This window comes from Providencia hangzhouensis (assembly GCF_029193595.2).
In the GTDB taxonomy this organism is placed as follows: domain Bacteria; phylum Pseudomonadota; class Gammaproteobacteria; order Enterobacterales; family Enterobacteriaceae; genus Providencia; species Providencia hangzhouensis.
This window is the reverse complement of record NZ_CP135052.1, coordinates 3,176,870-3,190,377: the sequence shown is the minus strand read 5'-3', so window position 1 is coordinate 3,190,377 and position 13,508 is coordinate 3,176,870. Positions and strand designations below refer to the sequence as shown.

Here is a 13,508-nt window from a genome sequence, read left to right as displayed (position 1 = left end):
GAAGTACAATGAGTCTAAAACAAACTCTTTGCGTATATGATCTAATCGATTGCGCTAGTGTTAAAGGTGAAGACATTGTTGCATTGTTCCAAGATTTCCCACACATTGAAGTCATGTCTAAAACGGTTAAGGATCACAAAGGACAAAGTGACTTTGTTCGCATTCTTATTCCAGGAACACAAGGTAAATCACAGCATAAAGATGCGCCAACACTGGGAATCATCGGGCGTTTAGGTGGAATTGGTGCTAGGCCTTCTCGAATAGGTGTTGTGTCTGATGCAGATGGTGCGATTGCCGCACTTGCAGCAGCGCTTAAACTGGCACAAATGCATGAAAAGGGTGACCAGTTACTCGGTGATGTCGTGGTCACGACCCATATTTGCCCAAATGCGCCAACACGTCCGCATACACCTGTTGATTTTATGGACTCGCCCCTTGAAGATGCCACGATGAATCAACATGAGGCGATCCCTGAAGCGGATGCTATTTTGTCCGTAGATACCACGAAGGGAAATCGTTTACTCAATCATAAAGGGTATGCACTGTCTCCAACAGTAAAAAATGGTTATATTTTACCTGTATCAGAGGATTTAATTCGTTTGATGGAGTGGAGTAGTGGCCAAAAAGCGGTGACATTTCCATTATCAATTCAAGACATTACGCCATATGGTAATGGTCTACATCATATCAACAGTATATTACAACCTGCGGTATCAACATCTGCACCAGTGGTTGGTGTCGCTATTTGCTCAGAAACGGTAGTACCAGGTTGCTCTACAGGGGCTAGCCATGAGGTTGATATTGCGGCTACTGTAAAATTTATGATAGAAGTGGCTAAAGCATTCACAGGAAAACAATGTGCGTTTTATGATGTTGAACAATATGATTTATTGACGTCATTGTATGGTGATATGTCACACCTGCAAACAGCAGGTAATAATGCAGCAAAAAATGATTAATTTATAAATAGTCACAGTTAATTATTAGCGTTGTCAGTGTTATTAAAATAATTAACTGTGCTCTATTGGTGAGCTATAAATTCGATTCTGTTGTGTTGTCTGGAACATCCTCATTTTTAATAGGAACAATGAGGTCTGCATGATTACCTTTTGGGCCAATAGTCACACTAAATTGAACTTTCTGGCCTGCTTTTAGTGTCCTGTAACCGTCCATTTGGATACAGGAATAATGAGCAAAAATATCTTCTCCGCCATCAGCCGGGCAAATAAAACCAAAGCCTTTTGCGTTATTGAACCACTTAACGATACCCGTCTCCATATTTTATCCTTCAAATTTACCAGTATTTGCATTTAGAACGATGTATAAAAAACACATACAAAATAAGTATAAATACGATGTTATTTGTTCGTAAAATATACTGTAATAAATTACCTTCTAAGGTCAAGAGGTAGGGTTCAGGAATTGCTGGAAAGTGTTAAGAATTCGCTAATCAATAGCGCTCATTTTCTATAATATTTGATATGGCTCACAGATTGCTAACCATGGAAGCAAAGGTGATTCCCATGATACACTGTCGCTTGATGCAATATAGACAAAAAACAGCATAGTAACTAAATGGTATAGTTTTATGATGTTATCAATATGATTGATAGAAATCGTTGATAATAAAGACTATGCTTAAATTGAAGTTAAACACTGAGCAAGAAAGCAATGAGTGATTTTCTGGGCACATTTAAAACTGACGTCATTTTTAAAGATGAAATAGAACAAACCTTACAGCCACCATCGATGTATAAGGTGCTATTAAATAATGACGATTACACCCCGATGGATTTTGTTGTCGAAGTGTTACAAAAATACTTTTCTTTTGATGAAGAACGCGCTACACAGATAATGTTAGATGTCCATATTCAAGGAAAGGGAGTTTGTGGAATTTTTACTGCAGAGGTTGCTGAAACGAAAGCGGCGCAAGTTAATACTTTTGCTCGTGAACATGAGTACCCTTTGCTTTGCACTATAGAGAAAGTCTAATTTGGCTTAATATCAATTTTGGGAGGTGCTTATGCTCAATCAAGAACTGGAGCTTAGTTTAAACGTAGCTTTTACGAAAGCGAAAGACAGTCGCCATGAGTTTATGACTGTAGAGCACCTATTGCTAGCGTTACTGAGTAATATCTCTGCTCGCGAAGCTTTAGATGCTTGTAAGGTTGATCTTGTTGCATTACGTCAAGAACTTGAACACTTCATCGCGCAAACTACACCTTTGTTACCCGAAAATGATAGCAGAGACACCCAGCCTACGTTGAGTTTTCAGCGTGTATTACAGCGCGCTGTTTTTCATGTGCAATCATCTGGGCGCAACGAAGTCAGCGGTGCAAACGTATTGGTCGCGATTTTTAGTGAGCAAGAGTCCCAAGCTGCGTATTTATTACGTAAGCATGATGTAAGCCGTTTAGATGTAGTTAATTATATTTCTCATGGCACGATAAAAGGCGAAGAGTCGTCATCAGAACAAGATATCTCCTCTAATAGTGTGCAAAACGAAGAGCAGCCGGTCCCAGAAGACCATATGGACAACTTTACGACCAACTTGAACCAGCAGGCCAAGAAAGGGAATATCGACCCTCTGGTTGGACGTCAGGCTGAATTAGAGCGTACGATTCAAGTATTGTGCCGCCGTCGTAAAAATAACCCGCTATTAGTTGGTGAGTCAGGTGTCGGTAAAACTGCGATTGCTGAAGGGCTAGCATGGCGTATTGAGCAAGATGATGTACCTGACGTAATGAAAGGCTGCACAATTTATTCATTAGATATTGGTTCATTATTGGCTGGAACCAAATACCGTGGTGATTTTGAGAAACGTTTCAAAGCATTATTAAAAATGCTGGAAAAAGATCCCAAGAGCATTTTATTTATTGATGAAATTCACACTATCATCGGTGCAGGAGCCGCGTCTGGTGGGCAAGTTGACGCAGCGAACTTAATTAAACCGTTGCTATCAAGTGGTCGAATTCGTGTTATTGGTTCAACAACATACCAAGAATTTGGCAGTATTTTTGAGAAAGATAGAGCGTTGGCTCGTCGTTTCCAGAAAATTGATATTGTAGAACCAACTCCCGAAGAAACAATTCGTATCATCAATGGGTTGAAGCCTAAGTATGAAGCTCATCATGATGTTCGTTATACCGCAAAAGCGATCCAAGCGGCGGTGGATTTATCCATTAAATATATCACCGACAGGCATTTGCCAGATAAAGCCATTGACGTGATTGATGAGGCCGGGGCGCGAACGCGACTGGTTGCACCAAGTAAGCGTAAAAAAACCATTGGTGTGCCTGAAATTGAAACAGTTGTGGCGCGTATCGCCCGTATTCCTGAAAAAACGGTTTCCTCAAGCGATAAAGATAAACTCAAGACACTCGACTCTCGTTTGAAAATGTTAGTGTTTGGACAAGACAAAGCGATAGATTCATTGTCTGAGGCAATCAAAATGAATCGGGCAGGTTTAGGGTTAGAAAATAAACCTGTGGGTTCTTTCTTATTTGCCGGTCCAACAGGGGTGGGTAAAACTGAAGTAACTGTCCAGTTAGCGAAAGCGTTGGATATCAAATTGCTGCGATTTGATATGTCTGAATATATGGAGCGTCACACGGTTAGCCGCTTAATTGGTGCGCCTCCTGGCTATGTTGGCTTTGACCAAGGTGGTTTACTGACCGATGCGGTTATCAAACATCCGCATTCAGTGGTGCTGTTAGATGAAATCGAAAAAGCGCATCCAGATGTGTTTAATATTCTTTTACAGGTAATGGACCACGGAACGTTAACAGACAATAACGGTCGTAAGGCGGATTTCCGTAATGTTGTTGTGGTAATGACAACCAACGCTGGGGTGCAAGAAACTCAGCGTCGTTCTATTGGTTTTGCTGAGCAAGATAATAGCACTGATGCGATGTCTGAAATCAAAAAGGCGTTCTCACCAGAATTTCGCAACCGCCTTGATGGTATCATTTGGTTTAACTCATTAACTCCAGAAATTATTACGCAAGTCGTTGATAAGTTTATTGTGGAATTACAAGTTCAGCTTGATGAAAAGGGTGTATCAATTGAAGTTAGCGCCGCGGCTCGCCGCTGGTTGTGTGAAAAAGGTTATGATAAAGCGATGGGTGCCCGACCTATGGCTCGCACCATTCAGGATAACCTGAAAAAACCATTAGCAAACGAGTTGTTATTTGGTTCACTAACCAATGGTGGCTCTGTAAGTATCGGGCTTGATGAAAAAAGTAACACACTGACATACAGCTTCAGTAGCGTGCACAAGGCCTCTCCGGAGGATGCGGTATTCTGACGAATAGACCACAGGTGTATCAATGCACCTGTGGTTGTCAGGCCTTGCCTGAAGAGAATATCAACGGCTACGGAAAATGATTCGGCCTTTGCTCAGGTCATAAGGTGTTAACTCTACAGTTACCTTGTCGCCTGTCAGGATGCGGATATAGTTTTTACGCATTTTTCCAGAAATATGAGCAGTCACCACGTGACCGTTTTCCAGTTCAACACGGAACATTGTGTTTGGCAGGGTATCTAAAACTGTGCCCTGCATTTCAATATTGTCTTCTTTGGCCATCTAATCCTCTAAGTTTAATAACCGTGATTTTTAACGGGCAAGATAATGCCCAAAAACCCGCACTAAGTAAAGAAGTGTCGCATTTTAACGCGATCTTTATTTTTAAGTGAAGGAATAAAATTAATGTAAAACCAAAATTCATTAATCGAAAATTGGCGGTATTTCAATCGATTGCGGTATCCAGCAGGCGGGGTCAATCGCTTTGTCACGCCACCGATAAAGAATATGTAAAAAATCCCTACGGGATATCTCTTTTGCGCCCATTGAGGCGGTATGGTGGTTAAGTACCTGACAATCAAAAAGTTGCCCATTATAGCGCAAAAAATGAAAATAGAATGTAATAAAAGCAAATTTGGATGCATCATTCATTCTACTGAACATAGATTCCCCACAAAATAGGTGCCCCATGTTCACGCCATACAGGCCTCCAACGAGTTTATCGCCATACCAAGCTTCAATGGAATGCGCCATACCTGCTTGGTGTAGCGCTAAATACCCAGCTTGAACTTCGGGTAAAATCCATGTGCCTTCTTGGCGTACAGAACAAGCTTCAATAACTTGCTTGAATGCATGGTTAACAGTAATGCGATAAGTCTGCTTTTTTAAAACTTTTTTCATTGACCGGCTAATATGGAGTTCACCAACCATGAGTACTGCTCTAGGGTCCGGAGACCACCATAAAGGCATCTCTCCAGGATTAAACCAAGGAAAGATACCATCATAATAGGCAGCTTGCAGCCTTTTTGATGAAAGATCTCCGCCAATCGCTAATAAGCCATTGGGCTCCCGCATGGCTTCAGACACGGGAGGGAATAAATAGGAGTCATCATCTAATTGGTACATATACGCCTCAGAGCGGTTGCTGTGCCCAGTGGCGCTGGCGGAACTGATAATACTGGCCTTGCATACCTAACAGCGCTTGATGGGTACCTTGTTCGATGATTTTACCATTATCCATCACACAAATGTTATCCATTTCCTCTAAGCCCTGCATACGGTGAGTAATGACAATTAACGTCTTATCGGCACATTTTTCTTTTAACAGTGCTAAAATCTGCTGTTCAGTTTGTGCATCAAGCCCTTCCGTTGGTTCATCCATTAGAATTAATGGTGTGTTATGTAATAAAGCACGGGCAATACCTAAGCGGCGTTGTTCCCCTCCAGAAAGTTGTCGGCCGCCTTCACCCATCCACGCATTAAGCTTTAATTCGTTTTCTAATAAATTACCTAGACCAACTTGCTGCAATACTTCGCTTAATTCGGTATCCGTCGCTTGTTCATTGGCGAGCAATAGATTATTGCGCAATGTATCACTAAAAACATGAACCCGTTGTGGTACTACAGACATCATATTACGTAACGATTTTTCGCTAAATTCGTTAATAGGCGTGCCATTTAAGTAGATGGTTCCGCTATCAACATCCCAAGCACGGGTTAATAACTGCAGAAGAGTGGATTTACCACAACCTGTTTTACCTAATAAAGCAAGGTGTTGGCCTTTATTTAATGTTAAAGACACATTTTGAAGAACGGCAAATGGCTGTTCTGGATAGGTAAATGAAATATTATCGACAGTCAGGTTTTCCAATGTTGCGATTGAAGGGCTTTCACTTGGGAAAGTTACCTCTGGTTTTGCGGTCATTAATTGGGAAACGCGAGTAGCAGATGCAATCACTTGACCCATATGTTGGAAGGCAACAGCAACAGGGCCTAATGCTTCGAAAGCTGCTAGCGCACAGAATACAAATAAAGCAATCAGTGCTCCCGGTTTTGTATCGCCCCCTACATGGTCGGCAGCCATCCAAAGAAGCAGTGTTGCTGTAACACCAGAGGCAAATAAAATAATGGCTTGAGATAACCCAGTGAGTGCCGCTTGCTGTTGTTGACGCACTTGCCACTTATTTTCGATATTAAGCAAGTTTTGGCGAAAACGTTCAGTGGCGCCAAATAATGTTAACTCAGCTTGTCCTTGCAGTGCGGAGGTTAAAATAGTGCGATAACTTCCACGTAATTCGGTTAGCTCACGGCCAATGGGTTTTCCTGCACGATAGAATATAAATGGCATTGTAAATAGCAAGAACAGCATGATGCCACCCAGTGTCCAAGCAAGACGAGGGTCGAGATAACTTAAACCAAAAATAAGGACAAAGGTAACAAAAAATGCAGTAATGATCGGCGATAAAACACGCAAATAGAGGTGATCTAGGGTCTCTACGTCAGCGACCAGACGATTGAGTAACTCCCCTTGACGAAAACGACTGATACCACCCGGCGAAAGGGGCAATACTTTACTAAAAGCAAAAACCCGTAAATGAGCAAGTACTTTAAAAGTAGCATCGTGGCTAACTAGGCGTTCTCCATAGCGGCCAGCGGTACGAAAAATAGCGGCACCACGGACACCCGCAGCGGGTAACATGTAATTAAAATAGTAAAGACCCGGAAAACCAGCAATGGCGGTTCCGGCTAAAAACCAACCAGAAAGGGTAAGTAAGCCAATACTTGCCAGTAAGGTCACAATCGCCAAGATAATGCCTAATGTAATTAAAAACCAATGGCGGCGGTAAAGGGCTAAGAAAGGTAATAAAATTTTCATTATCAAAGCTCCTCACTGCGATGGGCAAGTAATTGGGCAAAAGCGCCTTCTGACTGGCTTAACTGTGTGTAATTACCTTGTTGAATGATTTGCCCGTTAGCCATTACCCAAATTTGGTCATAATCAAGGGTTTCTTCCAGTAAATGGGTGACTAAAAGGGTCGTTTGCTGACTTGATAGCTGGTTAAGTGTTTGCATAACACGTTGTTCGCTGTGGGAGTCTAAGCTCGCAGCAGGCTCATCTAGAAGGAGCATACGAGAGGGTTTCAACAGGGTTCGTGCAACGGCAACTCGCTGAGCTTGCCCGACCGAAAGGCGAGCGGCATAGTCACCCAGCTTGGTATTTAGGCCATCAGGCAAATGGGCTAAGAATTCGGAAACATATGCATTATCAATCGCCTGTTGAATTTCCGCTTCTGTAGCATTTGGCTTGCCTAAACAGATGTTTTCAACCAGTGTTTGCTCTGGAAGGTGAGGGTTTTGCCCAACCCAACCGAGTAATTCACGCCATTTATCAGGGCATAATTCACGAAGTTCAACACCATTTATGGTGATGGAACCGCGATAAGGCAAAAAGCCTAACAATAAATTCAGTAATGAGCTTTTTCCCGCACCACTTTGACCAACAATTGCAATACGTTGTTGTGGCTCAATATTGAAATCTAATGGCCCAGCAAGGCGCACACCATCATGGGATAAAATTTCTAATTGTTTAGCCTGAATATAGATAGCCTCATCACTCAGTGTTTGGGTTCCTTGTTGAGCTTTTTGTTCGCCCTCACTGTTTAATAGTGTTTCGAGTGTTTCAGCGGCACCAACAGCTTGCGCTTTGGCGTGGTAGTATGTGCCAAGGTCACGTAATGGTTGGAAAAACTCTGGCGAAAGTATCAGGGCAAGAAAACCTGCAAATAGCGTGACAGGTAAACCATAGCTACCGAAGTTCATTTCGCCCAGGTAGGAAAAACCAAAATAGACAGCAACAACAGCAATAGAAATCGATGCAAAAAATTCAAGTACGCCAGAAGACAGAAATGCCATCCTCAATACTTCCATCGTTCTGGAACGAAAATCTTCTGTTGATTCACGAATTTGCTTAATCTCTGCTTTTTCACGAAAAAATAACCGTAAGGTATCAAGGCCTCGTAATCTATCGAGAAAACTCCCGCTTAAACGACCTAAGGCAATAAAGTTACGACGGTTAGCATCCGCAGCGCCTAATCCGACTAATGCCATAAAGATAGGAATCAGCGGGGCAGTGACGAATAAAATGAGTGCTGCAGCCCAGTTAAAGGGGAAAATAGCAATCAGGATCATAATGGGGATGATCCCAGCTAAATACATTTGAGGAAGATAGCGCGAATAGTAGTCTTGCATATCTTCAATTTGTTCAAGAATAATTGTAGCCCAGCTACCCGCTGGCTTACCTTTAACCCACACAGGGCCGAGTTCTTGAAGTTTATCGAGTACCATGGTACGTATTTCTTGGCGCACCACTTGGCCACAACGAAAGCCAACGCGTTCTCGTACATAAGTGACAATTGCGCGTAAGATAAAAACGCAAAGCAGAAGAACAAAAGGGGTTAATAACTGTTCTCGAGGAACGTTATCCATAATCAATGCTTGTAAGATAACAGCTAAGAACCAAGCTTGAGCAATAATCAGTAATCCACTCAAAATGCCTAGTAACATAGAGATCCGCAACCAGCGCTTGGCAGGGGCACTGTATTGTTTTAACCAACGTACCAATTCAGTCTGTCTTGATTTATCCATAATGATTTAGTTAGCAGGTGTAGTTTTAATGTCATTGAGTATAGTTAGGAAATATCACCCTAACGTTGTTTTTATCATGCGTGATATTGCAGTTGACCTGTTTTAAACAGCATGAGAACGATAACTTTTGATCTGGTAACGCAATTGGTGATTATAAGAAAATCTGCGTTTTTGATCTTACCCATAAATTCGAGTATTAGAGTACATCATAACAGCTTCATCACGATATGTTACCTAATAAGAGTGGGTTATTTAAAGTGAGTTGTGCTTTGTTATTAAATTGTTTTATAAAGGTAAATTTAATATTTCAGTAAATTTTTAGATGTAATGATATTGGGATATTACTGTATTTCTACGTAATAAAAAGGTGGCTTAACAAAGAAATGTTAAGCCATCGGCATTTTTCACTACAATTAGAATGTGGGGTCTATCATTAACCATTCTTTGGGTTTTAATTCATAGTTTCCTTTTAATAAATTATCCCAAGCCTGATCTTTTTCTTTCATGGTATTAAATGAGCGAGTTTGCGTATCCATTAACTCCCAGGTTTGTTCCGTTTGTTGCCATATATTACAATCAATACTAGAGCTACTTGGATAGGAATAGCACATAACCACATCATCTTGATTGTTTTGGTTAACATCGGCCATAAAGCCTACACACGGGTATGGGTCGTATTGTGAGGTACAATACCAAGCACTGCTAAGGTTTTCCCCGAGGTCGAACCAACTCTCCGGTATTGCAGGGCTATTTTGAGCTTGAATTAATACTGATTTTAGCGATCTGCGCTGTTCTTCTTCATAAGGGCTGGTTTGGAATAGTTTTTGATATTCAGGGTTGTTATTGAGTTTTTCAAAAGCTTGTTGCCCTTTCTCACCTAATTGTTTTAAGTCATAAGCAAGCGAGCTATTGACTTTAATTTTGCCATTTTCAACGCCGGCAAGAATACTGTTTAGTGTGATGCGTTTAAAATCAGCAATAGGGCTGTTAATGACCAATATAATGGCAATTAGAGACAAAATTCCCGCTTTATTGATAGGGCCTAAATAGGACATCCAGGCTGATTTTTTATAGATAATTGCGATACTATAAGCAAAAACCAATACAAATAGGAATAGGGCAATAGTAAAGGCGTATAGGCGCTCAACACTCCAACTATACTGGTTAACTCGTACTAAAATTCCATAGAGCGAAAGCACTGAAAATGCATTAAGTAACATAATGCTAATTAAGACAAAACCGTTGAGACCCGCACGGAATTGATATTGAGTTGTGCCATCGCCATACACGAAATTGATAAAAATAAGGTTTAAAATTAAAAACCACAGCATTACTGCGGAGCCTAAGCCTGCAGAGGTTAAACCTGAAAAGTATGAAACAACGAAACCGCCTAAGAAAATAACAGCAACAATATTCAATAGAGGTAAGAAAAAACGCGCAATAAAGCTAACAAAATTACTGAGTTGTACATTCAGTGCTGTGCGTAAAAAAGCTAAACTCACGTTGAACCCAAGGGCAAAGCTCACCCAATAGATAACGTCGTTATCAAGAGCTTCACTCAAAAAAGTTAGGTTAACAATGCCAAATAAAAAACTGGCTATTTTTACGATTAATGTTAGCAACCCACCGATTATAGAAGCGAGAATACCCAGAAAGGTATTTTTAATATATAGCCCCATTAAGCAACCGTAATCAATTTTCCATGTTCTTGTGGTTTGCCACGATTGCATCCAAGGAAGTATAAAAAAGAGCAGGACGGTGAGGGTGATAAAGGCGAAGAATGGGTCTGTATCTGAAGAATTTAGAAAGTCTTGGGCATGCCAGTAATTGAGCCAGAAAATTAACCCAATAATGACCGCAATGTTGAGATAAAAAATAGCGGATTTTGCATTGGTAATTAGGTAACTGATTGCTGAAGGAACAAAAATGGCGAGCAAAATAGGCAGATATAGGGTGGTGGCGCTTAGTTGGCTTTCTAGGCGGATAGAGTAATCAGTAGTGGCTGTGATGACGATGCCTTGAATCACGGCAAGTATGACAATAATAAAATAAGAATAACCGCGAATGGCATCACGTTCTAATTGTTGCCCCATACCTACACCTTATATTAATTAATGTTATGTAAAAACAGTATAGGCAGTATTAAAAAAGTACAATATAAACTTGGTCTTAAAAATATATGCAAAACCAATAGTTAGGATGGGGAGTATAAGTAATAAAAAAGGCTTCAATTGAGGAAAAATTGAAGCCTATCTAAATTACAATCACTTATTGATTATTTTGATGCTAAGCCATCAAGATAACGTTCTGCATCTAAGGCTGCCATACAACCTGTGCCCGCAGAGGTAATTGCTTGGCGGTATATATGGTCCATGACATCACCAGCCGCGAACACACCTTCAACAGAAGTTTGAGTTGCATTGCCTTGGGTGCCAGATTGCACTTTAATATAACCGTTGTCTAAATCTAATTGGCCTTCAAAAATAGCTGTATTTGGGCTGTGGCCGATGGCAATAAATGCCCCCATAACAGGGATATCTTCTGTTGCATGTGTTTTAGTACATTCTAAGCGCACACCCGTCACGCCCATATCATCACCTAATACTTCATTTAATGTGCGGTCGGTATGCAGAATAATATTACCGTTCTCAACTTTATCCATTAAACGATTAATCAGGATTTTTTCTGCACGGAAACTATCACGACGATGAATTAAATGAACTTCTGAAGCAATATTAGAAAGGTACAATGCTTCTTCTACCGCAGTGTTTCCGCCACCAACGACAGCGACTTTTTGGTTACGATAGAAGAAACCGTCACAGGTTGCACAAGCTGAAACGCCACGGCCTTTGAACGCTTCTTCTGAAGGTAGGCCGATATAACGAGCGGAAGCCCCTGTTGCAATAATTAATGCATCGCAGGTATATTCATTTTCATCGCCAATTAAACGGAAAGGACGTTGTTTTAAGTCCACTTTTTGGATATGGTCAGATATGATTTCGGTGTCAAATTTTGACGCGTGCTCATGCATGCGTTCCATAAGCCCTGGACCGGTTAAACCTTCTGGGTCACCAGGCCAGTTTTCAACTTCAGTTGTGGTGGTCAATTGACCGCCTTTTTCCACCCCAGTAATCAATGCTGGGTTTAAGTTTGCACGTGCAGCATAGACAGCTGCAGTATAGCCCGCAGGGCCAGAACCAAGAATGATTAACTTGCGATGTGTTGTTGTGCTCATGAATTCCTCTTTAATCTAAAAAGCATTTATCAGATTGTAGGAGAAATAAGAGGTTAACAAAAGTGGTTTAAGTGCGACTTAGTTTCATTTGGCTTATTTCATCAATAGGTAATACCGACAAAATGTAAAAAAATATGACAAAAAGTTGCTTGTGTCACGCATCACAATTTTTAGGAATTATCTTGAATTAAGGCTGCGAAACGTTTTACTGGAAAAAAAAGCGAAATCTTGTACTGATTTTTATTCATTTGCTTTGACAATCGGCTGCGCATTTGCGAAAACATCAGTGTAAGAGTTAATTATCTAGCTGATCAATGGAAATGGCGCATTTTTGTTCTTGCTGGAAAATTAACTTTACACTACTTACAAATTTAAAATACAAGTAAACATTGTGGGTGATAATTACATTCACACTAACTTCAGCATTATGAATAAAATTTGCTCCTGAACACGAATTCCTAAATAAAAAAGGTGGTGGCTAAGGTGCTTATTTTTAGATGTAGAAAATAACAATTAGAGAAAGAGAGATAAAGAGATGATTGACAATAAAAAGCGTCCTGGCAAAGACCTTGACCGTATCGACAGGAATATATTAAACGAACTACAAAAAGACGGGCGAATTTCTAACGTAGAGTTATCTAAACGAGTTGGTTTATCTCCAACACCTTGTTTAGAGCGTGTACGTCGCCTTGAGAGACAAGGATTTATCTCTGGCTATACTGCGTTACTAAATCCACACTACTTAGATGCATCTTTGCTCGTGTTTGTTGAAATCACACTTAACCGTGGTGCTGCGGATGTATTTGAGCAATTCAATACAGCAGTTCAAAAACTGGAAGAAATTCAGGAATGCCACTTGGTTTCTGGTGACTTTGACTACCTGTTGAAAACGCGTGTGCCAGATATGTCCGCATATCGTAAACTGTTAGGTGAAACTCTGTTACGTTTACCCGGCGTAAACGACACTCGCACCTATGTAGTTATGGAAGAAGTTAAACAAAGCAACCGTTTAGTGATCAAAACTCGCTAATTAGTGCTTTTTAACCTCGCTTCAGCACAGCATTTCAGCTTTGTTGCCGCACTGCAGTTTCAACGCTGAGTTTACTCAGCGTTGTTCCGTTTTTCTCACCTCATTTGTTGCTTTATAAAAACGTAATATTTTGCTGTTTCACAGCTTCAACTGGCTGCTATCCATGCCTTTCTACTTTGTTTTACGTAAATTACTTAGCAACTGATAAGTTTTATTTCCAATTTATTGATTCTAAAGCTATAAATATTTAGGATTTTTGACGAGAAATAGAAATTGAATCATCATACATTAGATGG

The 13,508-nt window shown here is 40.6% G+C and carries 11 protein-coding genes; 4 read left to right on the top strand and 7 right to left on the bottom strand.

The features are described from left to right. The first annotated feature begins 8 nt into the window (after positions 1-8). Positions 9-959, top strand: coding sequence for a DUF1177 domain-containing protein (locus PZ638_RS14480; protein WP_094960668.1), 951 nt, complete (start codon positions 9-11; stop codon positions 957-959). A gap of 73 nt (positions 960-1,032) precedes the next feature. Here PZ638_RS14480 and cspD read toward each other — a convergent pair whose 3' ends face one another. Continuing rightward, positions 1,033-1,278 carry a cold shock domain-containing protein CspD gene (gene cspD / locus PZ638_RS14475; RefSeq protein ID WP_272674706.1) on the bottom strand — a complete coding sequence of 82 codons (246 nt, stop codon included), beginning with the start codon at positions 1,276-1,278 and terminating at the stop codon, positions 1,033-1,035. Positions 1,279-1,656: 378 nt separating this feature from the next. Between cspD and clpS the strand changes: the two genes are divergently transcribed. Beyond that, positions 1,657-1,992, top strand: coding sequence for an ATP-dependent Clp protease adapter ClpS (gene clpS / locus PZ638_RS14470; protein WP_377145624.1), 336 nt, complete (start codon positions 1,657-1,659; stop codon positions 1,990-1,992). Positions 1,993-2,023: 31 nt separating this feature from the next. Continuing rightward, positions 2,024-4,306 (top strand): ATP-dependent Clp protease ATP-binding subunit ClpA, encoded by a 2,283-nt coding sequence (gene clpA / locus PZ638_RS14465; RefSeq protein ID WP_094960670.1) that lies wholly within the window; start codon positions 2,024-2,026, stop codon positions 4,304-4,306. A 60-nt stretch (positions 4,307-4,366) separates the two neighbouring features. On the opposite strand, the gene infA is transcribed toward clpA, so the two are convergent. From infA to trxB, 6 genes are all read right to left on the bottom strand, one after another. Continuing rightward, on the bottom strand, positions 4,367-4,585 hold the full coding sequence (gene infA, locus PZ638_RS14460; RefSeq protein ID WP_004244560.1) for a translation initiation factor IF-1: 219 nt from the start codon (positions 4,583-4,585) through the stop codon (positions 4,367-4,369). Between the two features lie 141 nt (positions 4,586-4,726). After that, positions 4,727-5,428, bottom strand: coding sequence for a leucyl/phenylalanyl-tRNA--protein transferase (gene aat, locus PZ638_RS14455; RefSeq protein ID WP_004256353.1), 702 nt, complete (start codon positions 5,426-5,428; stop codon positions 4,727-4,729). A gap of 7 nt (positions 5,429-5,435) precedes the next feature. Further along, a complete protein-coding gene (cydC, locus tag PZ638_RS14450; RefSeq protein ID WP_004256352.1) occupies positions 5,436-7,178 on the bottom strand; it encodes a heme ABC transporter ATP-binding protein/permease CydC in 1,743 nt (580 codons plus the stop codon). A 2-nt stretch (positions 7,179-7,180) separates the two neighbouring features. Next, positions 7,181-8,947 (bottom strand): heme ABC transporter permease/ATP-binding protein CydD, encoded by a 1,767-nt coding sequence (cydD, locus tag PZ638_RS14445; protein ID WP_096864164.1) that lies wholly within the window; start codon positions 8,945-8,947, stop codon positions 7,181-7,183. A gap of 413 nt (positions 8,948-9,360) precedes the next feature. Continuing rightward, complete coding sequence (locus PZ638_RS14440) at positions 9,361-11,040, bottom strand: DUF7057 domain-containing protein (protein ID WP_094960672.1); 1,680 nt, start codon at positions 11,038-11,040, stop codon at positions 9,361-9,363. A gap of 182 nt (positions 11,041-11,222) precedes the next feature. After that, positions 11,223-12,182 (bottom strand): thioredoxin-disulfide reductase, encoded by a 960-nt coding sequence (gene trxB / locus PZ638_RS14435; protein ID WP_004256339.1) that lies wholly within the window; start codon positions 12,180-12,182, stop codon positions 11,223-11,225. A 535-nt stretch (positions 12,183-12,717) separates the two neighbouring features. Here trxB and lrp point away from each other — a divergent pair. Then, the gene (gene lrp / locus PZ638_RS14430; RefSeq protein WP_004256338.1) at positions 12,718-13,212 is read left to right on the top strand and encodes a leucine-responsive transcriptional regulator Lrp; all 495 of its coding nucleotides are present in this window, start codon (positions 12,718-12,720) and stop codon (positions 13,210-13,212) included. Positions 13,213-13,508 lie beyond the last annotated feature (296 nt).